Origin of the sequence: Mycobacterium intermedium (assembly GCF_002086275.1) — a bacterium.
GTDB lineage: Bacteria > Actinomycetota > Actinomycetes > Mycobacteriales > Mycobacteriaceae > Mycobacterium > Mycobacterium intermedium.
Map to the genome: position 1 here is coordinate 21377 of NZ_MVHT01000036.1, position 23336 is coordinate 44712.

General features: G+C 65.6%; 25 protein-coding genes and 1 pseudogene. 13 read left to right on the plus strand and 13 right to left on the minus strand.

The window, feature by feature from the left end; genetic code table 11:
* Positions 1–11: 11 nt before the first annotated feature.
* Entirely contained in the window at positions 12–1925 is a 1914-nt protein-coding gene (locus BST27_RS14475; protein WP_232007226.1) for a potassium transporter Kup, read from the minus strand.
* 98 nt (positions 1926–2023) lie between these two features.
* Here BST27_RS14475 and BST27_RS14480 point away from each other — a divergent pair, with 98 nt between their 5' ends.
* The gene (locus BST27_RS14480) at positions 2024–2482 is read left to right on the plus strand and encodes a limonene-1,2-epoxide hydrolase family protein (protein ID WP_069418349.1); all 459 of its coding nucleotides are present in this window, start codon (positions 2024–2026) and stop codon (positions 2480–2482) included.
* Positions 2483–2554: 72 nt separating this feature from the next.
* Here BST27_RS14480 and BST27_RS14485 read toward each other — a convergent pair whose 3' ends face one another.
* The 7 genes and pseudogenes from BST27_RS14485 to bfr form a co-directional block, all read right to left on the minus strand.
* Positions 2555–2986 (minus strand): SRPBCC family protein, encoded by a 432-nt coding sequence (locus BST27_RS14485; protein WP_069418350.1) that lies wholly within the window; start codon positions 2984–2986, stop codon positions 2555–2557.
* Positions 2986–3819, minus strand: coding sequence for a lysophospholipid acyltransferase family protein (locus BST27_RS14490; protein WP_069418351.1), 834 nt, complete (start codon positions 3817–3819; stop codon positions 2986–2988). Before BST27_RS14490 ends, BST27_RS14485 begins: the two co-directional genes overlap by 1 nt.
* Positions 3820–3859: 40 nt before the next feature.
* A pseudogene (locus BST27_RS14495) lies at positions 3860–4984 on the minus strand (amidohydrolase family protein); the annotation flags it as partial.
* A gap of 3 nt (positions 4985–4987) precedes the next feature.
* A complete protein-coding gene (locus tag BST27_RS14500) occupies positions 4988–6334 on the minus strand; it encodes a type I glutamate--ammonia ligase (RefSeq protein WP_069418352.1) in 1347 nt (448 codons plus the stop codon).
* 41 nt (positions 6335–6375) lie between these two features.
* Positions 6376–6870 (minus strand): carboxymuconolactone decarboxylase family protein, encoded by a 495-nt coding sequence (locus BST27_RS14505; protein ID WP_069418353.1) that lies wholly within the window; start codon positions 6868–6870, stop codon positions 6376–6378.
* A 38-nt stretch (positions 6871–6908) separates the two neighbouring features.
* Entirely contained in the window at positions 6909–8975 is a 2067-nt protein-coding gene (locus BST27_RS14510) for an MDR family MFS transporter (RefSeq protein ID WP_069418354.1), read from the minus strand.
* Between the two features lie 212 nt (positions 8976–9187).
* Positions 9188–9667 carry a bacterioferritin gene (gene bfr / locus BST27_RS14515; protein ID WP_069418355.1) on the minus strand — a complete coding sequence of 160 codons (480 nt, stop codon included), beginning with the start codon at positions 9665–9667 and terminating at the stop codon, positions 9188–9190.
* Positions 9668–9937: 270 nt separating this feature from the next.
* Between bfr and BST27_RS14520 the strand changes: the two genes are divergently transcribed.
* Positions 9938–10126, plus strand: coding sequence for a (2Fe-2S)-binding protein (locus tag BST27_RS14520; RefSeq protein WP_079219701.1), 189 nt, complete (start codon positions 9938–9940; stop codon positions 10124–10126).
* A gap of 30 nt (positions 10127–10156) precedes the next feature.
* On the opposite strand, the gene BST27_RS14525 is transcribed toward BST27_RS14520, so the two are convergent.
* The 4 genes from BST27_RS14525 to BST27_RS14540 are packed head-to-tail and all read right to left on the minus strand — an operon-like array spanning position 10157 to position 13094.
* Positions 10157–10912 (minus strand): enoyl-CoA hydratase/isomerase family protein, encoded by a 756-nt coding sequence (locus BST27_RS14525; RefSeq protein WP_069418356.1) that lies wholly within the window; start codon positions 10910–10912, stop codon positions 10157–10159.
* Positions 10913–10947: 35 nt separating this feature from the next.
* A complete protein-coding gene (locus BST27_RS14530) occupies positions 10948–11391 on the minus strand; it encodes a TIGR03618 family F420-dependent PPOX class oxidoreductase (RefSeq protein WP_069418357.1) in 444 nt (147 codons plus the stop codon).
* A gap of 13 nt (positions 11392–11404) precedes the next feature.
* The gene (locus BST27_RS14535; protein ID WP_069418358.1) at positions 11405–12100 is read right to left on the minus strand and encodes an EthD domain-containing protein; all 696 of its coding nucleotides are present in this window, start codon (positions 12098–12100) and stop codon (positions 11405–11407) included.
* Positions 12101–12158: 58 nt separating this feature from the next.
* A complete protein-coding gene (locus tag BST27_RS14540; RefSeq protein WP_069418359.1) occupies positions 12159–13094 on the minus strand; it encodes a hydrogen peroxide-inducible genes activator in 936 nt (311 codons plus the stop codon).
* A 102-nt stretch (positions 13095–13196) separates the two neighbouring features.
* Here BST27_RS14540 and BST27_RS14545 point away from each other — a divergent pair, with 102 nt between their 5' ends.
* From BST27_RS14545 to BST27_RS14555, 3 genes are read left to right on the plus strand one after another with little or no spacing between them, the layout of a single operon-like run.
* The gene (locus BST27_RS14545) at positions 13197–13784 is read left to right on the plus strand and encodes a peroxiredoxin (RefSeq protein WP_069418360.1); all 588 of its coding nucleotides are present in this window, start codon (positions 13197–13199) and stop codon (positions 13782–13784) included.
* Positions 13785–13828: 44 nt separating this feature from the next.
* Positions 13829–14365 (plus strand): alkyl hydroperoxide reductase, encoded by a 537-nt coding sequence (locus tag BST27_RS14550; protein WP_069418361.1) that lies wholly within the window; start codon positions 13829–13831, stop codon positions 14363–14365.
* 10 nt (positions 14366–14375) lie between these two features.
* On the plus strand, positions 14376–15653 hold the full coding sequence (locus BST27_RS14555; protein WP_069418362.1) for an alpha-amylase family protein: 1278 nt from the start codon (positions 14376–14378) through the stop codon (positions 15651–15653).
* 17 nt (positions 15654–15670) lie between these two features.
* On the opposite strand, the gene BST27_RS14560 is transcribed toward BST27_RS14555, so the two are convergent.
* Positions 15671–16108, minus strand: a complete 438-nt coding sequence (locus tag BST27_RS14560; RefSeq protein ID WP_069418363.1) for a DUF1810 domain-containing protein — start codon at positions 16106–16108, stop codon at positions 15671–15673.
* A 44-nt stretch (positions 16109–16152) separates the two neighbouring features.
* Between BST27_RS14560 and BST27_RS14565 the strand changes: the two genes are divergently transcribed.
* The 8 genes from BST27_RS14565 to BST27_RS14595 all read left to right on the plus strand — a co-directional run bounded on the left by BST27_RS14565 (position 16153) and on the right by BST27_RS14595 (position 23319).
* Complete coding sequence (locus tag BST27_RS14565; protein WP_069418364.1) at positions 16153–17391, plus strand: alpha-hydroxy acid oxidase; 1239 nt, start codon at positions 16153–16155, stop codon at positions 17389–17391.
* Positions 17392–17454: 63 nt separating this feature from the next.
* A complete protein-coding gene (gene lon, locus BST27_RS14570) occupies positions 17455–19776 on the plus strand; it encodes an endopeptidase La (protein ID WP_069418365.1) in 2322 nt (773 codons plus the stop codon).
* Positions 19777–19967: 191 nt separating this feature from the next.
* Entirely contained in the window at positions 19968–20324 is a 357-nt protein-coding gene (locus BST27_RS14575; protein ID WP_069418366.1) for a hypothetical protein, read from the plus strand.
* 64 nt (positions 20325–20388) lie between these two features.
* The gene (locus BST27_RS32420) at positions 20389–20559 is read left to right on the plus strand and encodes a hypothetical protein (protein WP_156789255.1); all 171 of its coding nucleotides are present in this window, start codon (positions 20389–20391) and stop codon (positions 20557–20559) included.
* Between the two features lie 38 nt (positions 20560–20597).
* Entirely contained in the window at positions 20598–20987 is a 390-nt protein-coding gene (locus BST27_RS14580; RefSeq protein ID WP_069418461.1) for a nitroreductase family deazaflavin-dependent oxidoreductase, read from the plus strand.
* A gap of 9 nt (positions 20988–20996) precedes the next feature.
* The gene (locus BST27_RS14585) at positions 20997–21329 is read left to right on the plus strand and encodes a TfoX/Sxy family protein (protein ID WP_069418367.1); all 333 of its coding nucleotides are present in this window, start codon (positions 20997–20999) and stop codon (positions 21327–21329) included.
* Positions 21330–21383: 54 nt separating this feature from the next.
* Positions 21384–22124: a DUF72 domain-containing protein gene (locus tag BST27_RS14590; RefSeq protein ID WP_069418368.1), complete on the plus strand. Its 741-nt coding sequence runs from the start codon at positions 21384–21386 to the stop codon at positions 22122–22124.
* Positions 22125–22134: 10 nt separating this feature from the next.
* Positions 22135–23319, plus strand: a complete 1185-nt coding sequence (locus BST27_RS14595; RefSeq protein ID WP_069418369.1) for an NAD(P)/FAD-dependent oxidoreductase — start codon at positions 22135–22137, stop codon at positions 23317–23319.
* Positions 23320–23336 lie beyond the last annotated feature (17 nt).

Genomic DNA, 23336 nt, shown 5'->3' on the forward strand with positions numbered 1-23336 from the left:
GCGCGCCGGCGCTAGACCGCGATCCGCGAGCCCATGACCACCGTGCGGTCTAGCGGTAGCCGAAAGTATTCGGCGGCATCGGCAGTGATGTATGAGGTCGCAATGAACAACCGCTTGCGCCAGGCCGCCATCGTCGGCTCCGACCCGGTGGTCAGTTCGAGCTTCGACAGGTAGTAGGAGGCGCCATCGATGGCGATCTTGCCTTCTGTCTCGTCCGGATCAAGCAGACGCAGCGTCGCGGGGACGTTCGGCGTCTCCATGTAGCCGAAATACGCGGTCAGATGGACGATTCCGTCCCGGGCATAACCGAGGGCATCGACTTCGGTTCGTTCGGCGTCGGGCACCCGCGGCACCGGCAGCGTATGGATCGCCATGATGACCACGTGGTCGTGCAAGACGTGGTTGTGCTCGACGTTGGCGCGCATCGCCAATGGGGCGGTTTCCTTTCCGCGATCCAGGAAGATGGCCGTGCCGGGAACCCGCGCGTAGGGCGGGTCGTGATCCGCCAGGCTGTCGACGAATTCGCGGAGCGGGCCTTCGGCCTCTTTCCGTGCGCGGGTGACGATTTCACGTCCACGCTGCCAGGTGGTCATGACCGTGAACGCGGCGAGCCCGATGAGCAGCGGAAGCCACGCGCCGTGCACCAATTTGGTCAGGTTCGCTGCGAGAAACATCAGATCGACCGACAACAGCAGGATTGCGCCAGGCACGATCAGCCACAGCGGTGCGTGCCAGCAGGTGCGCGCATAGAAGAGGAATAGCGTCGTGGTGATGGTGATCGTCCCCGTGACCGCCATGCCGAAAGCGAATGCCAGCGCCGCGGAGCTGCGGAAGGCAAACACCAAGGTGAGTACCGCTACCGCCAACATGCCGTTGATCCACGGCACATAGATCTGGCCCATCCTCGACGCGGAGGTGTGGGTGATCCGTAGTCGGGGCAGATAGCCGAGCTGAGCCGCTTGGGACGCCACCGAGAATGCTCCGGTGATGACGGCCTGCGACGCGATGACGGTGGCGGCGGTAGCCAGCAAGACCATGGGCAGGCGCGCCCACCCAGGAGTGAGGAGGAAGAACGGCGCATTGACCGCGCTGGCGTTGCTGAGCAGCAGCGCTCCCTGGCCGAAGTAACTGAGGACACAGCCGGGCAACACCAGTGCCAGCCAACCGATGGCGATCGCGCGGTGACCGAAGTGACCCATGTCGGCATACAGCGCCTCGGCGCCGGTGATCGCGAGCACGATGGCGGCGAGGGAAGAGAACGCGTAATGGAAGTGGCCGATCAGGAATTCCCCCGCATACAGCGGCGACAGTGCCTTGAGGATGGCCGGATGGTCCACGATCGCCTTCATCCCGAGGACGCCGAGCGCGGTGAACCACACCATCATGACCGGCCCGAAGAAGCGCCCCACGGTGGCTGTGCCCCGCCGTTGCACGGAAAAGAGAGTGACGATGATGACCGCGGTGATCGGCACGATCCAGGCCTCCATATGCGGCTGGATCACTTTGACGCCCTCAACCGCCGAAAGCACCGAGATCGCCGGGGTGATCATGCTGTCGCCGAAAAACAGCGCGGCGCCGAAGATCCCCAACGCGCTGAGCGCTTTGGCGGTACGCCGTTTGGCTGCGCCGCGCTCCTTCGCCCAGCGTCCGACGAGGGTGATCAACGCCATGATGCCGCCCTCGCCGTGGTTGTCGGCGCGCATCACCAGGCTTACGTAGGTCAGAGTCACCACGATCATCACCGACCAGAAGATCAACGACACCACGCCGTAGACGTTTTCCGTGCTGATCGGAACCGGATGGGGGTCCTTGGGGTTGAACACCGTCTGGATGGTGTAGATCGGGCTGGTGCCGATGTCGCCGAACACGACACCTAGCGCCCCGACCACGATCGCGGGGCGCAATTTCTGGGGACTTGTCTGCACGGCGGCTGCCCTCGATTCGTGACGCGGCGGTTCACCGTACTGTGCCACGGGGTCGGCGGCTGGTTGACACCCGTGCCGCAACGGGGTGTCATTGCGCGGTGACACAAGATTCGACGAGCTCGGCTCGAGATGCGGTACTTGGCCTGTGGCAGGCACTTTCGCGACGGGACTGGGAGGCAGTCAAGACGTTCTTGTCCGATGACTGCCTCTACGTCGACATGCCGGTGCCGGCGGTGGCGGCACGGGGACCGGAAGACATCGTCAAGCGACTCAAGATCGGGCTCGCACCGCTGGCCGGTTACGAGAACCACAGCGGCCTGCTGATCGCCGACGGCGAAGACGTGATGTACGAGCACTCCGAGACGTGGACGTTCGAAACCGGCGAGCAGGGCGTGTTGAGGTTTGTCACGGTGCACAAGGTCATCGCCGGCAAGGTGACCTTGTGGAAAGACTATTGGGACATGAACAGTCTGGTTGCCTTCGCGCCACCGGGCCATTTCGAGGCCTTGGCCAACGCGGACACCAGCTGGATCTACGACGCGACGGGCCTGGTCTGACACTCGTGCCTGACGCCCCGCCAAGACGTCTTGATCCATAACCGCTTGGGGCTCAATCGAAATCGGTGCGGTTCATCCCTCGATCATCGCCTTGAGGCCGTTGAGGGTTTCGGACAGCGTTCGGCCCACCTGCCGCACGGCGATCCGGTCGGCGATGTACCCAAAGATCCCGCCCGGCGCCTGATACGAAAGCCGAAACGTCACTTTCGTCTGGCCTTCGGCGCCGTCACGTAGCCGGATCCGGCCCCGCAGGTTGATGCCGGTGATGCCCACCCAGGCCAGGTCGCGACGGTCGTCGAACTCGACCACTTCGATCAGACCGCCAACGGGCACCGAGCCGATCTTCCAATGGACGGTGTAGCGGCCACCGAGGCCGCGCTCCTCGTTGGCACGCTCCCAGCGCGCAAGGTTGGCCATGAACGACGGGTAATTGTCCGGATCGCCGACGATCTTCCACACCGCGTCGCGGTCCGCGTCGATGATGCACCGGCGTTCGACGCGCATCAGCCCAGCACCGGAAAACGTCGTTCGGAGGCCAGGCGGTCGACACCGTCCTGCAGGCTGGCCAGCACCTTGTCGTGCACGGCCTGATCATCGCCGTCGGGGTCGATGGGCTCCTGCACCTCGATGACGATCTTGGTCGGGAGCGGTATGTGGCCCGCCAGGTCGCTGATGTTCAGGCCCCACGGTAGCGCCAGTGATATCGGAACACTCTTGAGCCGCAACAACTTATCCGCCATCAGCAGCTTGGCCAGCCATTGTCCGCGGTTGAGGAACAATGAGCTTTCCTGACCGCCGACGGCGGCGACGGGAACGATCGGCACGCCGGCTTCGCGGGCCAGTTTCACGTAACCCATGCGCCCCCCGAAATCGACCTTGTGGCGTTCCCATGACGGCCGGAAGACCTCGTAGTCACCGCCGGGATACACCAGCAGCGCGGCCCCGGACTCCAGCGCCAACTGGGCGTTTTCGTGATTGGCCGCGACGGTGCCGAACTTGCGTAGCCAGCCCAGCGGTGGAGCCGAGACGACCAGGTTGTGTGCCAGCTGGTAGAAGGGACGCTCGACACCGAAGTACGAACAGAACGCAAGGGTGAACACGAAGGTGTCGGGGGGCACGTTTCCGCCGCTGTGGTTGCCGACGAGCAGCACGGGTCCTTCGGGCGGAATCCGGTCCAGGCCGCGCACGTCGGCCCGGAAATACAGCGAGGCGATCAGCCAGGTGAACGGCAGCTGGTCGCGGATATAGTCAGGATCCCGCTGGTCGAGGTTTGCCTTGGGCACCCGCGACACCACTTGATTGCGGGTCCAGTCCAGTACGTTCCCCAAGGCCCCCATCGTGTGTCCTGTCTCGTCCTGTCTCCCGCGACTCCCGCGGCCGTTCGCCAAGGTCGTAGACGCGGGCGGAGTTGCCGTACGCGATAAGGTCGACTACCCGGATTGCGTCGCTTTCACACCAATCGCCGTTGTCCACGAATTCGCGCAGTACTCGGTGCATTCCGTGGCGCCACAGGGCTGCCCCCAGGAAGTGCAGCTCCGCCGGCCCGAACCCGTCGGACGAGTACAGGATCTTGCGGAAGGGCGCCAGTTCCAGCAGTCGGCCGATGAAGGCCGTGGACCGCGCGCCCAGATAGTTCACGCTCAAGCCACCGTCGACGTAGACGTTATTGAAAGCCTGTGCGAGATAACCGGCTTCGCGTTCATAGGGGTAGCAGTGCAGCAACACGACGGGCGTGTCGCCGGACTGCTGAAGAAAGTCGAGCAGATACAGCGGGTTGGCCTTGCGCAAGTCGCAGTCGCGGTCGCCGAAGCCGACGTGGAACTGCAGTGGTTTGCCCAGGCGCACCGCCCGATGCAGGCCGAACCGCAGCAGTACCCGGTCGTCCAACCGTTTACCGCCGCGGTCGCGCCACCGTGCGGCGGCCTCGGCCACTTGAGTCGGTGTGGGGTCGGACAGATCGCCGTCAAAGCCGCCCCGGTAGGCCAGAATCGACTTGGTGCCGACGGCGGTCGCGGCGCGCCGGTGCAGGATCTCCTCGAACGCCGAAGCGTAGTCGCCGGGGGCATGGGCGGCCTGTTCGGCGACCTGTTCGAGCCGCACCACCTCGTGGGTCCGGTCCCCGGACAGCGCGGAGAGCTCGTCAAGGTCGGTCATGATGGTGTCGTCACCGATTCCGGTGTCCACCAGCCAGTCGCTCACCCCCGCCGCCGTCAGGAACAGCTGGGCCAGCTTGGCCTCGCTGTACTGACTGCGCCGCTCCCAATAGGCCTGCGGCTCGGCGTGCCTGGGCAGCCCGAGGATTGGCGCACAATGGGCGCGCACGGCGAAGCCGAGCTGGGAGTCGAACCCGGAATCGAAGCCGGCCAGCGGTTCGGTGTTGGCCTCGTTGAGGGCGTTCTCGAAGCGGCGCCGATCCCCCGCGGCGAGCCAGCAGCCGTGGACGTGCTGATCGATCAACGGCACACCCTGGATGTGCTGGGCCAGTGCCGCAAACTCGCCCAACGCTCAAAGGCTCCAGGCCATGCGGAACTTGTCGGCCAACTGCTGGGGCGACAGGTCGGCATAGCGGTCGTGCTCCATGCGCCGGACCGACACGACCATGTCTACCACCGCATCGCCCAAAATTCCCCGCAACAGCTTGGAATCATCCAGTGCCGCAATCACTTCGGCTTGAGTCTCCGGAAGCAGCGTGGTGCCGGCATCGGCCCGGTCCGCGTCGGACAGCTTCGCCGGATCGATCGTCGTCTCCGGCGGCAGCACCGCCCGGCGCTGGATTCCGTCCAGCGCCAACCCGAGGATCGCCGCCGATGCCAGGTACGGGTTGGCCGATGGGTCGACCACCTTGACCTCGATATTGCCCCCATACTGGCTACCGGTGCCGCCTCTGACGAAACGCACTGCGGCTTCCCGGTTTTCGGTGCCCCAGCAGACATAGGCCCCGGCCCAATTGCCCGGGAGCATGCGCAAGCCGGACACGATCGATCCGCACAGGATTCCCTGGGCCTGGTGCAGTCCACCCAGCACGCCTGCCACCGCCGCCTCCCCGACCGGCGTCATGCCGCCGGCGTCGTCGGAAAACAACTGCCCCTCCGGGGTGGTCAGCGAGAAGTGCTGGTGGGCACCGGATCCCACGCTGTCGGCGAAGGGCACCGGCGACAGGCTCACGCGCATACCGTGGCGGCGGGCGGCGCGGCTGATGATGATCTTCGCAAGGACCAGCTGGTCGGCCGCAGCTACCGGGGGTAGCGGCGCCAGGGAGATCTCGAACTGGTTGACCCCGTACTCGGGGTGGAATTGCTCGATCGTGACCCCGGCCGTCGTGGCCGTCGAGATGACGTCACGCACGAATGCCTCATGCTCGAGGACGCCGGCGAGTCCATACTGTGCCCACATCGTCGACGGCAGACGGGATCCGTCCGGCGCGACGAGGAGAAATTCAAGCTCATGGCCGATGACCGCGTCGATCCCGGCCTCGGTGAGCGCGGATTCGACGCGGCGCAGCGTGCCGCGGCTGCATACGGGCACGGGTGTGCCGTCCTGGTAGAAGAACGACGCCGGGGCCCACGCCAGCCCCTCGCCGACGATGCGCAGCGCTGAGAGGTCGATGCGCAGGCGCTGGTCGCCGACCACCCCGACGTCGTCGGTGAAAGCGATACCGCTCTGGTCGATGGCGAAGGCATGCCAAGAAGGGCTGGCCCCCAGGCCGGGATTGGCGAAGGTGTTGGTGCGCCGGATTGGCACCGTCTTGGCCTGGGTGAGTCCAGCCGGATTTACGACGGTACCGATGACGGTGTCGACGCCCTCGGCTTCCAGTTGTGCTATCGCCGCGGCCGCGAGCGGTGTGGCTGGCATGACAGCGATTCTCTCCCGGGCCTCGATCGCTGTCCCGGACGCTATGCCCGGCTGGGCAGGGTCAGCTTGCAGGCCTGGCCGATGTCCAGGGTCCGCAGGACCCGGCCCATGCCCACCCACAGCGCGCAGGACAGCGCCAGGTCGGCCAGCAACTCCTCGGAGAAGTGTTCGTTGATCCGTGTCCAGAAGGCTTCGTCGTCGCGCAGCGCCTTGTGGTCGGTGGCGAACCGGTACGCGAACTCGGCCGCCAGTCGCTCCTGGTCGCTGTAGCCGGGCCAGGTGCGCCACTCGGTCGCGTGGTTGTACAGCTCCTCGTCCACGCCCGCGGCGGGCCCGTCGGCATCGCGCGTGTTGACGCAGACGATGCATTCGTTCTCGTTGGCGATCACCGCGCGGGCGAGTTCACGGGTGCGCAGCGGCAGCCGGTTTTCGCTGTACACCACCCTGCTGAAATTGGCGAGCGCGCCGCCGAGTTGAGGGGATTTCAAGACCCAGCTGGCGACATCGTCGTCGGCAAAAGCTCCGATTCGGCTCATGGGCGAGATGCTACGCCCGCCCCGATGGCACCGACGAGCTAACTCCGCAAAGTTTCCGTCGCGGCGGCCTTCGGCAGGGCCCGCGTCGGAGCGTCGTCACCCCAATCACGTTGCGTGAGAACGCGGTAGGCAACCCGCTGCAGTGCGGCCTCGACGTCGCGGCGGTCGGGACGGCCGGCGAACTCCGGTGAGCGGGCCAGCTTGTCGATGATCCAGTTCAGCAGCAGCGAGTAGACGTAATCGACCTGCGCCTTGCCGGCGGGGGTCAGCCACATTCGGTCACCGTCGCGGCGCACGTAGCCCGACGCGACCAGCCGGGCGAAGGTGGGTTCGAGCACCTCGAACGGCACCCGCAGGTGTTCGGCGATGTCGGTGAGCCGGGCGGTCCCGAAGAACTGGCCGTAGCGATTGACGCGAAGCACTCCCCAGAGGCCGGCGACGTCGAGCCGGCAGTCGGGCCGCATGGCGATACTGCGCAAACGAACACCAGGATTACCGCGCAACATGCGGGCTATCGCGTTCTCCAACAACCGTTCCGGAGTCTCGGAGGACGGCATGCCGAATCCGTCGCCCAGATCTACTGCGCTGTTGTGGATTTCCCGCAGCGGCACCTCGCGCAGCGACAACGCCAGGACGAAACCCAGCACGGCGACCGGGGCTGCCCAGAGAAACACCTGCGAGAGGGATTGGGCGTAGGCGGTAACGATCGGGCCGGAGACCGAATCGGGTTGGCGGTGCAACGCCCCCGGAGAACTGACCGCGTCGGCCGATACACCGGAGGCCGCGAGCGCTCGGCCCAACCTACTGTCGAGGAAGTTCACGAACAGCGAGCCGAAGATGGCCGCGCCGAACGAACTGCCGATCGTGCGGAAGAAGGTCACCCCCGAGGTGGCCACCCCCAGATCTTCGAAGTTCGACGTGTTCTGCACGATCAGCACCAGCACCTGCATGGACATGCCGATCCCGGCACCCAGGATCAACAGGTAGAGCGACTGCAGCACCGCCGACGTCGACGCGTCCATCCGCGACATCAGCAGAAATGCGAACGCCATCAACGCGGTTCCGGTGACCGGAAAGATCTTGTACCGGCCGGTCCGGCCCACCAAAGTGCCGCAGCCGGTCGAGGTGATCAACATGCCGACCACCATCGGCAGGGTGCGCAACCCCGACGTCGTCGCCGAGACACCGTTCACGTACTGCATGTACGTCGGCAGGAAGGTCATGGCGCCCAGCATCGCGAAGCCCACGACGAAGGAGAGCACGCAGCACACGGTGAAAACCGGGCTGCCGAACAGCCGGGTCGGCAGGATCGGTTCGCTGACGCGCGTTTCCACCCACGCGAACAGGCCAAGCGTGACGGCCGAGCCGATGAACAGTCCGACGATCGTTGGCGAACCCCATGCGTAACGAGTGCCGCCCCAGCTGGTCGCCAAGGTCAGCGCGGAAGCGCCAAGGCCGACGAGCACGATCCCCACGTAGTCGATGGCCGGCTTCTTGGTCGCGGTCAGCGCCGGAATGGCCGTCGCGGCAACGCTAATGACGATCACCGAAACCGGGATGTTGATCCAGAAGGCCCACCGCCAGGTCAGGTAATCGGTGAAGTAGCCGCCGAGCAACGGGCCGACGACGGTGGTCACGCCGAACACGCCGCCAAGAATTCCCTGGTAGCGGCCCCGTTCGCGGAGCGGAACGACTTCACCGATGAGCGCGCTGGCTGTGACGGTGATCCCGCCCCCACCGATGCCCTGCAGAGCCCGCGACGCCACCAGCATGGTCATCGAATGCGCCAGCCCGCACAGCACCGATCCGGCAATGAAAAACAGGACCGCGGCCTGAAACACGCGCTTGCGGCCAAACGTGTCGCCGAGCTTGCCCGCAAGCGCGGTGGTGACCGTGGACGCCAGCAGGTAGCTGGTGACCACCCACGACTGGTGCCCGGCGTCGCCGAGATCGGCGACGATGGTCGGCAGTGCCGTCGCAACGATCGTCTGGTCCAACGCCGCAAGCAGCATTCCCAGCACGATCGCCAGGAAGATGAAATTCCGCCGCTGCGGGCTGATCAGCGCGCTGGGAGCGAGGTCTGCGGCTGAGGTAGCAAGGGTCACGTCGGGTTAGGGGTTCGCGCTGAGGCTGCGCTTTGGGCGGTGTCTACTCGCACTTTGTCACCCTAGGCGCAGTCTCAATGCGGCGCCGGTCGGCGGCTTGTGTTGACTCTGCGCCCAGGGCGGGGGTTACTCGCGCTTTGTCCACCAGGACGCCGAGTCAAAGTCTCGACGCGGCGCCCTAGGCGCAGTCTCAACGCGGTGGGGGCCGGCGATCAGGACGGGGGCCGCGAGACGCATTGGGCGGAGTAGAGCTCCTCGCCCAGCTTGTCCATCAGCTCCAGCTGAGTCTCCAGGTAGTCGATGTGCGACTCCTCGTCGGCCACGATCCCCTCCAGCAGGGTGGCGCTCGTGGTGTCCTGCTTTTCGCGGCACAGGATGATGCCGGGTTTCAGGCGGTCGAGTACCTCGTATTCGATCGCCAGATCCGCTTCGAACTGCTCCCGCAGCGTCTGTCCGATGCGTACCGAGAAGAGCCGCTGGTAGTTGGGCAAACCGTCGAGCAACAGAATCCGATCGGTGATTGCCTCGGCATGCCGCATCTCGTCGAAAGACTCTTCGCGGGTCTTCTTGGCCAGCTCGGTGAAGCCCCAGTTGTCCTGCATTTTCGAGTGCAGAAAATACTGGTTGATAGCGGTGAGCTCGCTGGTCAGCTGTTCGTTGAGTAGCCGCAAAACATCCGGATCACCTTGCATGATCCCTCCTACGGTGTGAAGTTGTCTGACCGCAGCAGGTGAGCCGGGCTGAAGCGCACCATGCTGGGTTACTGCGGCACTTGTTGCGTGCCGGATCTAAATTTAGTGCAGTAATGGCGAGACAGCCCAGCCTTACTTGCTGGTCGGCGCGCCATGCGGGCGCAATTCGCCGCCGCGCTGTGACGAACTTAGGTTAGCGTCCACTAACCTACTTAGGTTAGACTCCGCTAATATGCGACCTATGAGCGTGCGTCCGGTGGGGAGTCCCTGATGTACGTCTGCCTGTGCGTCGGTGCCACAAGCCAGACGGTTTGTGACGCTGTCGCTCGGGGCGCGTCGACCTCCAAAGAAATTGCCGCCGTGTGCGGCGCGGGTTCGGACTGCGGGCGTTGCCGACGGACGTTGCGGGCGATCATCGCTGCCGCCGCGAACCAACTTGATGCCGCTTCGGCGCACTAGTCCTCGGCGGCCGGCCTCGGTCTGAGAAGTTCAGCGCTGCCGGTTGCTGAACTCCGACAACGCCGCGGCGTTGGCCTGCGCGCCCATCAACTCGGCGAAGTGGGCGTTTTCCCGCTCGGTGGCGGCGGCGATGCCGGGGCGAATGGGTTCCATCATCGTGTGTTTGACGGCCATCAGGCTCGAGATGGGCTGCGCAGCAATGATTTCGGCATGGCGACGGGCCTCGGGAAGCAGCTCCTCGGGAGTGCAGACCCGCCACACCAGGCCCATGCGCAACGCCTCCTGCGCGTCGATCCACTCCGAGGACAGCAACATCCATGCGGCGTTCTGCCGGCCGATCAGCCGCGGCAGCAGATACGACGAGGCCGCTTCGGGTGCCACCCCGAGGCTGGTGAACGGGCATTTCAGCCGCGCCGTCGACGACATGAAAGCCAAGTCGGCATAGCCCAGGATGGTGGCGCCGATCCCCAGGCCGACGCCGTTGACGGCGCAGATGAACGGCTTGGGAAACCTGGCGAGCGCCTCGACGAGGCCGCGGAACCCGTATTTGCCTTCGGTGAAGTTCGGGTCCGTGATGCGGGCCTGCATCTCGGTCAGGTCGGTACCGGCGCTAAACCCGCGACCGCTACCGGTCAACAGCACCACCGCGACGTTCGGGTCGTCGGCCGCGTCCAACAGGGCCTGTGCGGTGGCGTCGTACAGGGCTTCGTTGAAGGCGTTGAGCGCTTCCGGCCGGTTCAGCGTCAGGGTGCGTACGCGGTTTTCGTCATCGATGAGCAGCGTCACAGCATGCAACCTACCGTCCGTCGCGCCTCACCCGGTCAGCCGTTGCTGTAGACGCGGGTGGGTGCGATCAACACCACGGCGCGACGCTCGGCGGCCATGACCCGGTCGTACTCGTCCCAGTCGTCATGGGTGCCGCCGGCCGCGGTGAAGACGTCGCGCAGCAGCAGGCGCAACTGGTCGGGGTCGGAAAGCCAGGGCTGGGCGTCGTCCGGACCGACCAACTCGGCGCGGCCTTCGACGGTCGCCCACTGCCAGCCCTTGCGAAACGTGACGGCAAGTTGTGGTCGCGCCCGCAGATTGGCGAGCTTGACCTTGCCGTAGGTGGTGAAGCCCAGCACCGGTTGGCCGCCGTTGGGATGCGGCAGCCGCCCGACGTTGACCAGCGACGCCTGCACGGTGCCGTCGGCGCGGACGGTGGAGACGACGGCCAGGCCGTTTTCCGCCGAGGCCAGCGCCACGGCTTCGTCGAGAGTGGTCATGAGAAGTCCTCGCTCAGCTGAATGGGTGCCTGAACACGTAGCGGCTGGTCGGCACGGTGTCGATGTTCTCGTTCGCGCCGAATGCAGTTGTGCTGGCGACCATCCGGCCTATCCGGTCCTGCAGATCGCCGTCGTCGGCGGCCCCGAAGAAGGCCTTGATGTCGGAGACCGCCTCGATGGGAAACAACTCCTCCACGATGCCGGCGATTCCCGGCGCATCCGGGGTGAGGGCCCGTACCACCCAATTCTGCGTATAGCCGAACGTCGACTGTGTATCGATGGCCACCTGGGTGTGATTGAGTTGCCACCGGTCCAGCCACGTCGCCTGATCCAGTTCGGCGGGCCGGCGCAGCAACGCGATGTTGGCTAAACCCGTTGTGCGCGAGCCTTGTTCAAGCGGTGCCGGCAGTGGTACCGATTCGGTCACCAGATACGCGGCGAACCGCTCGCATTCGTCGGCGAGCAGGCGCAGCGCGGCGGCCGTCTGCTCGGCGTAGCACTGCTGCGTCCAAAGGCTCACCACGGCCGCCACCGGCGGATCGAGCGTTGTCAGTGTCATCAGCGACTCGCGCACCGCGCTGTCGCGGACGTTCACCGTCAGCCCGGGCACCCCGGTCGCCAGCAGCGCCTCGGCGACCGGCCCTCGCTGCCGGGCACACCACTGGTCGTCGGGCTCCGCCCGCCGCAACACGGCGATCACCTTTTCCATAGCGCTGAACCTACCGCCGCTGGAAATGGCGCCGCGGCGCCGCAGCACCGCGGCGGTGCTATGTGACGAGCCGTACCTGTTGTTCGCCGCTGACCAGTTCCCCAATGATCTCGGCGAGCCGCCGGTAAGCTTCGTCGCGGCCGCTGGAAGAACGAAACACCAGGCCGATTCGCCGGCCCGGGCGAGGTGCCGCGAAATAAGCCAGCCCAACCCCGCTGCGGGCGGTTTCGACCGCCACCGCGCTCTCGGGTATCAGGGTGACGCCCAACCCGCCGCTCACGCACTGGACGGCCGTCGCCAGCGAGGCCGCACGAGTGTCGGCGAGTTCGGCCCGCACGCCGGCCTTCTGGCACACCTCCAAGGCCTGATCGCGCAGGCAGTGCCCGTCGTCGAGCAGCAGCAGTGGCAGTTCGGAAAGCGCCGTCGACGGCACGCGACGCTTCCCCGCCAACGGATGCCCGGGCGGCAGGGCCAGCACGAAATCCTCTTCGTAGATCGGAACTTCCCTGATCCCGGGGGTCTCGGCCGGCAACGCGATCAACGCCGCGTCCAGCGCCCCGTCGCGCAGGAACGCAAGCAGACGTTCGGTCTGGTCTTCGATCACGCGCACCGTCAGCTCGGGCAGTCGGCGGGGCAGGCCGGCCAACACCGTCGGCAGCACGTAGGGCGCCACGGTGGGGATGAGCCCCAGCCGGACGGTTCCCTGCAGCGGGTCGGACACCCCCGCTGCGGCGGCGGTGAACGACTCGGCGGCCTCCAGCACCGCCCGGGCGAGAGGCAGCAGTTGCGTCCCCTCGGCGGTCGGCTGGACACGGCGGGTAGATCGCTCCACGAGCTGGGTCCCGAGGCCCGACTCCAGCGTCGCCAATGCCTGCGACAGGGTCGACTGGCTCACCCCGAGACTTGTTGCCGCCCCGCCGAAATGCTGCTTCTCCGCGACTGCGACGAAGGCGCGCAGTCCGGCCAGGGTGGGATGAAAAGTCTTATCGGTCATGCCTATCAGTATAGTGCGATAAATCACCTTTACTTCTCAGCAAATAAACGGCACTATGAGTGGTACAAACCTAATCTTGATTGAATCCAGTAAAGGAGAGCCATGTCACTGTTGACCATCGGCGACCAGTTCCCCGCCTACAACCTGACCGCGCTGATCGGTGGCGATCTGTCCAAGGTCGACGCCAAGGAGCCGGGCGACTACTTCAAGACCATCTCCAGCGACGACTACGAGGGCAAGTGGCGGGTCATCTTCTTCTGGCCGAAGGACTTCACCTTCGTCTGCCCGACGGAGATTGCGGCGTTCGGCAAGCTCAATGACGAGTTCGAAGACCGCGACGCCCAGGTTCTCGGTGTCTCGATCGACAGCGAGTTCGTTCACTTCCAGTGGCGTGTGCAGCACGAGGACCTGAAAAAGCTGCCGTTCCCGATGCTCTCGGACATCAAGCGCGAGCTTGTGACCGCGACCGGCGTGCTCAACAAGGACGGCGTGGCGGACCGAGTGACGTTCATCGTCGACCCCAACAACGAGATCCAATTCGTTTCGGCCACCGCGGGTTCCGTCGGCCGCAACGTCGACGAGGTGCTGCGCGTTCTGGACGCACTGCAGTCCGACGAGCTGTGCGCGTGCAACTGGCGCAAGGGCGACCCGACGCTGAACGCCGGCGAACTGCTCAAGGCTTCGGCGTAGTAGTCCATCAGGACTGGAGCCTTCGTAAAGGACTGGAGAAGGGCATGAGTGTAGAAAACCTCAAGACAGCACTGCCGGAGTACGCCAAGGACCTCAAGCTCAACTTGGGGTCCATCACCCGCACCACTGCCCTCGACGAGGAGCAACTGTGGGGCACCCTGCTCGCCAGTGCCGCGGCGACTCGAAACGCGCAGGTGCTCAGCGAAATCGGTGCCGAAGCGGCGGACACACTGTCCGCCGAGGCGTATCAGGCGGCGCTGGCCGCCGCCTCCATCATGGCGATGAACAACGTGTTCTACCGCGGTCGCGGCTTCCTCGAGGGAAAATACGACGACCTTCGGGCCGGTTTGCGGATGAACGTCATCGCCAATCCCGGTGTGAACAAGGCCAATTTCGAGCTCTGGTCCTTCGCCGTGTCCTCGATCAACGGGTGTTCGCACTGCGTGGTGGCCCACGAGCACGCGTTGCGTGAGGCGGGCGTCGCCCGCGAGGCCGTGCTGGAAGCGTTGAAGGTCGCGGCCATCATTTCCGGCGTGGCGCAGGCGATCACTGCTGCAGAGATCCTGACGCCCGTAGGCTAACGTTCGCTTGGTGAACCGCGTCGTTGCCGGCCCATCCTGGGTGGAGCACGCGATCTGGTGGCAGGTGTATCCGCTGGGTTTCGTCGGTGCTTTCCCCTCGGATGAACCACCCGATCCCGGCCAACACCGGCTCCGTCGGCTCGTCGACTGGTTTGACCACGCGATCGAGCTGGGGGCTTCGGGTATCGCGCTCGGGCCGATCTTCGCCTCGCGCACACACGGTTACGACACCACCGATCACTACCGCATCGACCCACGCCTCGGTGATGCCGCCGACTTCGACCATCTGGTCGAGGAGGCGCATCACCGAGGCTTACGGGTATTGCTGGACGGCGTGTTCAACCACGTCGGCGTCGACTTTGAACGGCGGGCAGGCTGGCTGAGCGGGGGCACATTCGAGGGCCACGGCGAGCTCCTCACCCTCAATCACGACAATCCCGAGGTGGTCGACTACGTGGTCGGCGTGATGTCTCATTGGCTGGAGCGCGGCGCCGACGGCTGGCGTCTGGACGCGGCCTACGCTGTCCCGCAACACTTCTGGGCCGCCGTCCTACCCCAGGTTCGGCAACGCCATCCGGACGCCTGGTTTGTCGGCGAGCTGATCCACGGCGACTACGCGGCCATTGTCGAGGCCGCCCGGTTCGACTCGGCAACCCAATACGAGCTGTGGAAAGCGATCTGGAGCAGCCTCAACGACGGGAACTTCTTCGAGCTGGACTGGGCGCTACAGCGGCACAACGACTTTCTCGCCTCCTTCGCGCCGCTGACGTTCGTCGGCAACCACGACGTCACCCGGATCGCGAGCCGCCTCGACCACCCGGCGCACCTGGCCCACGCTGTGGTGTTGTTGCTGACCGTGGGCGGCGTTCCCAGCGTGTACGCGGGCGACGAGTTCGGTTTTCGCGGCGTCAAGGAAGAGCGGTACGGTGGCGACGACGCGGTGCGTCCGGAATTCAGCTCTCCCCCAACATCTTTGGATGAGCACGGCGCGGATGTCTTGGCGCTGCACCAGTACCTCATCGGCCTCCGCCGCCGGCACCCGTGGCTGCACGCCGCGTCGACCCGCGCACTCAAGTTGGAAAACCGCAGCTACGTCTACCAGGCACAGAACGGAGACGACTCGCTGATCGTGGCCCTCAACATCGACGACGGCCCTCTGCGCCTCGGGTCAAAGGATCTGGGCACGGGCCAGGTCGAAGTCGTGGCGGGCTCGACCGCGCCGCCAAACGAGGTGGTGGACGAGGTGGTCGTCGAGCCTGCGGGCTGGCGAATCCTGCGGCCCGTTTGAACGGCCTATGTGAACGCCTATTTGAACTTGAGCCGGGCCACGGTGCGCCGGTCTTCTCCCCCGCCGTAGTACTTCTTAAGCACCGCGCGAAAGTCCTCGTTGTCGTCGGTGGCCCGGGCGAACAGGGTCATCGACGACGCGAGTTTGAGGTCGTCAGGCGCACCCAAGATTTCCACGATCGAGCGGCCCTGCACCTGGTTGACCAACCGCGCGCATTCGTGCAGCCGCGGCCCGAGCACTTCGTGCTCAAGATAGGCGCGAGCCTCCTCGATCGAGGAGATGCCGTAGTGCTGCGCCATCGTGCTGCTACCCAGCCCGCGCAGTTGTGGGAAGACGAACCACATCCAGTGGGTGCGCTTCCGTCCGGCGCGCAGCTCGTCCAGAACGTGGTGGTAAACCCGCGATTGCGCGTCCACGAATCGCTTCAGGTTGAAGGGGTCTTCCGTCGATTCCATGTCGACTCCATCTCACCACAGTTGCGCACTGGTTAGATCAGGTGATGGCGGTCGAACGACGGATACCCCGGGTCCGCGACCTGGCGCCACTGCTGCGGTTCAAACGACCCGAATTCAATCGCACCCAGCGTCGGCTGGATAGTGCGCTGACCATCGAGGATCTGCGGCGGATCGCCCAACGACGCACACCCAAGGCGGCCTTCGACTACACCGACGGCGCCGCCGAGGACGAGCTGTCACTGCAACGCGCCCGACAAGCCTTCCGCGACATCGAATTTCACCCCACCATCCTGCGCGACGTCAGCAACATCACCGCGGGATGGAATGTCCTGGGCCAGCCCGCGGTGCTACCGTTCGGGATCGCGCCGACGGGATTCACCCGCTTGATGCACACCGAGGGTGAGATCGCCGGAGCGCGCGCGGCCGCGGCGGCCGGGATCCCGTTCTCGTTGTCCACCCTGGCCACCAGTTCGATCGAAGACGTCGTCGCGGCAGCTCCGCAGGGCCGCAAATGGTTCCAGCTCTACATGTGGCGCGATCGGGAACGCTCGATGGAGCTGGTGCAGCGGGCAGCTGACGCCGGTTTCGACACGATGCTGGTGACCGTCGACGTCCCCGTGGCGGGTGCGCGGTTGCGCGATGTCCGCAATGGGATGACGATTCCGCCGGCGCTCACCCTGCGAACCGTGCTCGACGCGGTGCCGCACCCGCACTGGTGGTTCGACCTGCTGACCACCGAGCCGCTGTCATTCGCCTCGCTCGACCGCTGGTCGGGCACCGTTGGCGAGTACCTGAACACGATGTTCGATCCCAGCGTCACCTTCGACGACTTGGCGTGGATCAAGTCGCGCTGGCCGGGCAAGCTCGTCGTCAAGGGAATCCAGACGCTAGAGGACGCACGCGCGGTGGTGGATCGCGGCGTCGACGGGATCGTTTTGTCCAATCACGGTGGGCGACAACTTGATCGAGCTCCGGTGCCCTTTCACCTGCTGCCCTCGGTGGCGCGCGAACTCGGCAAAGACACCGAAATCCTCATCGACACGGGCATCATGTCCGGCGCCGACATCGTCGCGGCCATCGCCTTGGGCGCCCGATGCACGCTGGTCGGGCGGGCCTACCTGTACGGGTTGATGGCCGGCGGAGAAGCCGGCGTCAGGCGCGCGATCGCGATCCTCGAAAGCGGCATCACCCGCACGATGGCGTTGCTCGGCGTCACCTGTCTGCAGGAGCTGTCACCCCAGCACGTGACGCAGTTGCGACGGCTGGGGCCGATCGAGTCCTAGCACCGGGAACAAATGGGGGCGATCCAGGGTTGAGCCGAACAGACTTAACTTTTGGAGGAACAAATGGCTGATGCCGTATCAGTGCCCGTGTTGTTCGTCAGCGACACCATCGTGCTGCCCGGAATGGTTGTGCCGATCGAGCTCGATGACGCAGCGCAGGCGGCGATCGACGCCGCTCGAGCCAGCGACTCGGGACAATTGCTGATCGCCCCCCGGCTCGAGGACCGCTACCCCACCTACGGTGTGCTGGCGAAGATTGTGCAGGTCGGCCGGATCGCCGGTGGTGGCATGGCCGCCGTCGTGCGCGGCGAGCGGCGCGCACACATCGGTGCCGGGGCCACCGGGCCGGGCGCCGCGTTGTGGGTCGAGGTGACCGAGGTCCCACAGGCCGAAACCACCGAGGACGTCAAGGCGCTGGCCGCCGAATACAAGAAGCTGCTGCTGGCCATGCTGCAGCGCCGGGAGGCGTGGCAGATCATCGACTACGTCAACAGCCTGACCGACCCGTCGGCGCTGGCCGACACGTCGGGATACGCCTCCTACCTGAGCAGCGTGCAGAAGCGGGAGCTGCTGGAAACCGCCGATGTCGCCGAACGGCTGCGCATCCTGATCAAGTGGACCGGCGATCACCTGGCCGAAGTCGAGGTCAACGACAAGATCGCCGAAGAGGTGCGCGAGGGCATGGAAAAGACGCAGAAGGAGTTCCTACTGCGCCAACAGCTGGCCGCCATCCGCAAAGAGCTGGGCGAGGGCGAGCCCGACGGGTCTGACGACTACCGGGCCCGCGTCGAGGCCGCCGACCTACCCGAAAAGGTGCGCGAGGCGGCCCTGCGTGAAGTCGGCAGGCTGGAACGGGCCAGCGAGCAAAGCCCGGAGAGCGGCTACATCCGCACCTGGCTGGACACCGTGCTCGACCTGCCGTGGAACACCAAGACCGAGGATTCGACGGACCTGGCGGCGGCGCGGGCAATCCTGGACGCCGACCACCACGGGCTGGAGGACGTCAAGGACCGCATCGTCGAGTACCTTGCCGTGCGCGCCCGTCGGGCACAACGCGGGCTGCAGATCGTCGGCGGTCGCGGGTCGGGTGCGGTGATGGTGCTGGCTGGTCCCCCAGGCGTCGGTAAGACATCGCTGGGCGAGAGTGTCGCCCGGGCACTGGGCCGCAAGTTCGTGCGCGTCGCGTTGGGCGGGGTGCGTGACGAGGCCGAGATCCGTGGGCACCGGCGCACCTACGTCGGCGCACTGCCGGGCCGCATCGTGCGCGCCATCGGCGAAGCGGAATCGATGAATCCCGTTGTGCTGCTTGATGAAATCGACAAGGTCGGTGCGGACTACCGGGGTGACCCGAGCGCCGCGCTGCTCGAGGTGCTCGACCCGGCGCAGAACCACACCTTCCGCGACCACTACCTGGACCTGGATCTGGACCTGTCCGACGTGGTGTTCCTGGCTACCGCCAACGTGGTCGAGAACATCCCGTCTGCCCTGCTGGACCGGATGGAATTGGTGGAGATCGACGGGTACACCGAAGACGACAAGGTCGCCATCGCGCGTGACTACCTGCTGCCGCGGCAGCGGGAGCGGGCGGCGTTGACCGAAGGGGACGTCACCGTCACCGAGGCGGCGCTGCGCAAGATCGCCGCCGACTACACCCGCGAGCCGGGGGTGCGCCAGTTCGAACGGTTGCTGGCCAAGGCGCTGCGCAAAGTCACCACCAAGCTCGCCGAGAACAGCGAGCCGGTGACCATCGACGAGCCCGATCTGGTCAGCTACCTGGGCCGGCCACGCTTCACGCCCGAGTCGGCCGAGCGCACCGCGGTGCCCGGCGTGGCAACGGGCCTGGCCGTCACCGGAATGGGCGGGGACGTGCTCTACATCGAGGCCAACGCCACCGACGGTGAGTCAGGGCTGCAACTAACCGGCCAGCTCGGTGACGTGATGAAGGAGTCGGCGCAGATCGCGCTGTCCTACGTGCGCTCGCACGCCGCGCAGTTGGGCGTGGATCCCGCGGCGTTGGACCGGCGGATCCACCTGCACGTGCCTGCCGGTGCGGTGCCCAAGGACGGCCCGTCCGCCGGTGTCACGATGGTGACGGCGCTGGTGTCCATGGCGACCGGACGGCGGGTGCGCGCGGACGTCGGCATGACCGGTGAGGTCACGCTGAACGGGCGGGTGCTGCCTATCGGCGGCGTCAAGCAGAAGCTGCTGGCGGCCCAACGGGCCGGATTGTCGACGGTGTTCATACCGGCGCGCAACGAACCGGACTTGGATGATGTGCCCGCCGAGGTGCTGGAAGCGTTGGACGTCAAGCCGATGACCGACGTGGCCGACATCGTCACCCAGGCATTGGAACCGGTGTCGCAGGGCGCGACGGTCGCCGCATAGCCCCTGCTCAGGACGTCGCCGTCGACGGCTCGGCGGCGCGGCGCTGGGGAACGACTCGCGGTCGTCTGTTTTTGGCTCGCGCTGACCGGGTAATCAGGGCGTGTCAGGGGGTCATCGCGCTCGACGAGAGCGTATTCGGGCAACAAGTCAAAGCGACTGGTCAACCGGTCTGTGCGACAAGGAGTTCAAGGATGACACTGAAGAAATTTGCTGCGGGAGCGGTCATGGCCGGCGGTTTCGCGCTGGGAGCGTTTGGGCTGGGTACCGGGGTGGCGCAAGCCGACCCGGATATCCCCGGCATCCCGGGCATCCCGGGGCCGGTCTGTACCGGTGGACCGGGCGTGAACTGCAACGGGCCAGGCACCCCACTTCCGCCTGGACACCACGGGTTCCCGCCTGCTGGGCACTACAACGACCCGGTCAGCTACGGGCTTCCGGCGACCTGGATTGCGCCCAACACCAACGTGGCGCTACCAGTCGTGTTCAATCCCGAGGTGGGGGCGTGGGGCGTCTTCACGGCCGACGGATTCGTCGCCATCAACACATAGTTACTAGGAAAGAACAGCCGTCTCCACACCGGAGGCGGCTGTTCTTTGATCTTCAGCTGCGGCCGTGATTCTTCGCAGGATGCTGCGGATCGGCAAGCTTCCCGCAGACCTGCGTGCCGAACTCGGGCCGGAGAGCATCATCTACCTCGCCGAGTTCGTTTGGCTCTTCTCCGTACCGCGGGAATGGGTGTTTGCGCGCCGTGGGCGTCCGGTTTCCCGCCCGCGCGTGAATTGAATCGGGATAAGGGCAAGCGGATACGGCACAATCGGGTGATGGCCGAATTCAAGGATTTGAAAAGGCGTTTCGTCCATCGCGTCCAACGCCACGTGGTCAACCCGCTCGGCCGGCGCGGACCGGGCGTCATGCTCGAAACCATCGGACGCAAGTCGGGCCTGCCTCGCCGCACCGCCGTCGGCGGCAAGGTGGCGGACGGCCAGTTCTGGATGGTCTCCGAGCACGGCGGGCACTCGGACTACGTCTACAACATCAAGGCCAACCCGAGGGTTCGGGTACGTATCGGCGGCCAATGGCGCACCGGAACCGCGCATCTGTTGCCCGACGACGACCCGTGGCAGCGCATGCGGAGCCTGCCTCGCTTCAACAACCTGGGAGTGCGGACCATGGGCACCGATCTGCTGACCATCCGAGTCGATCTGGACTGACATCGCGTCATGGCCTACGACACCGATCTCGCCAACCGCATTCGTGAACTGCTCGCTGCGGAACCGGGTGTCGACGAGAAGCAGATGTTCGGCGGCCTGGCATTTCTCGTCGGCGGACACATGGCCGTCGTCGTCAGCGGTCAGGGCGGACTGATGGTGCGCGTGCCACCGGACGACACTGACAAGCTGCTCGCCCGAGCGCATGTCAGCCCGATGGTGATGAGAGGTCGGGAGATGCGAGGCTGGCTGCGCGTCACTGCCGACGGGGTGAAGACCAAACGACAGCTGCAGAGTTGGGTTTCCCGGGGCGTCACATTCGTGCACGGCTTGCCGCCCAAGTAAGGCACCTGGTTTGCCCCGGCCGGGTGCGGGTACGCGGCGCAGTATGGACGAGCGGTGACCATCCGAATCGGCACGTCAGGTTGGTCGTACAACCACTGGACCGACGTGCTCTACCCGTCGGGCACACCGTCGTCGCGCCGACTGCTCCGCTACGCCGAGGTCTTCGACACCGTCGAACTGAACGCGAGCTTCTACCGCTGGCCCAAGGATGAAACGTTCGCTGGTTGGCGCGACAAGGTGCCGGACGGGTTCAAGTTTTCGGTCAAAGCCCACCGCGGACTGACGCACTATCGGCGATTGGCATCGCCGGAACCCTGGATCGAGCGTTTCCAACGGTGCTGGCAGGTGCTGGGCGATCGGGCCGGGGTGCTGTTGGTCCAACTCCATCCCGAACATGCCCGCGACGATGACCGGCTCGACTCCTTCCTCGCCAGCGTGCCGCCGTCGATCCGGGTGGCGGTCGAACTGCGCCACCCGTCCTGGGATGACCCTGCGGTGTACGAGGTGCTCGAAAAGCACCGGGCCGCGTACGTCGTGATGAGTGGTGCCAACCTTGCCTGCGTGCCCCGGGCCACAACGGATCTGGTGTACGTGCGCATGCACGGCCCCGAACCGGCCTCGATGTATACGGGCTCATACACCCTCGACGACTTGCGGTGCTGGGCCGAGCGCATCACCGAGTGGGACCACCAGGGCCGGGGTGTGTGGATGTATTTCAACAACGACCTGGGTGGGCATGCGGTCCGTAACGCTTTGACATTGTTGGAAATCCTGGGCATGGGTAGGCAAGCGTAGGCTCGCGAATATGACCAGTTCGACAACGTTTGTCGTAGTCGGCGGTGGTCTCGCGGGGGCGAAAGCGGTAGAAGCGCTGCGGGACAACGACTTCGACGGTCAGATCATCCTGTTCGCCGACGAGAAGCACGCGCCTTACGAACGTCCTCCGCTGTCCAAAGAGTACCTGGCCGGCAAGAAGGCGCTCAGCGATTTCACCGTGCACGAGTCGGCCTGGTACGTCGAGCACGGCGTGGATTTGCGGCTCAACGCACGAGTGACAGCGCTGGACCCGCCCGCCCACCTGGTGCGGCTTGCGGATGACACCGCCGTGCACTACGACAAGTTGCTGCTGGCGACGGGCTCGACCTCGCGCCGTCCGCCGATCCCAGGTGCCGACGCGGCCGGCGTCTACTATCTGCGCACCTATGACGACGCCGAAGCGCTCGATTCCGTTCTGCAGCCAGGATCTTCGTTAGTGGTGGTGGGTGCCGGCTGGATCGGCCTGGAGGTCACCGCCGAGGCTCGTGAAAGAGGTCTCGACGTCACCGTCGTAGAAACCGCCAGACAGCCACTGCTGGCCGCGCTGGGTGAAACCGTCGGGGCTGTGTTCGCCGACCTGCATCGTTCGCACGGTGTCGACCTACGATTGCAGGCGCAGGTCGAAGAGATCACCACCGTCGATGGCAAGGCGAGTGGGCTGCGACTGGCCGACGGGTCAACCGTGGACGCCGATGCCGTTTTGGTGGCGGTGGGCGCCAAACCTAACATCGAACTGGCCGAGCGGGCGGGGCTGTCCACCGCAGACGGTGGCGTGCTGGTCGATCCCTCGCTACGAACCAGCGACCCCGACATCTTCGCCGTCGGCGACATCGCCGCAGCCGAGCATCCGTTGTATGAAACCAGGATTCGCACCGAGCACTGGGCCAATGCGCTCAAGCAACCCGCGGTCGCGGTAGCCGGAATGCTGGGCAACCCAGGCGAATACGCAGAGCTGCCCTACTTCTTCACCGACCAGTACGACCTCGGGATGGAATACGTCGGGCACGCTCCCAGCTTCGAACGGGTCGTGTTCCGCGGCGATGTGGCGGCCCGCGAGTTCGTCGCATTCTGGCTAGACGGCGCCAACCGCGTGCTGGCCGGAATGAACGTCAATGTGTGGGATGTGCTGGACAAGATCAAGGATCTGATCCGGTCGAAGCGCCCACTCATCTAATCTGGCGAGCAGTCACA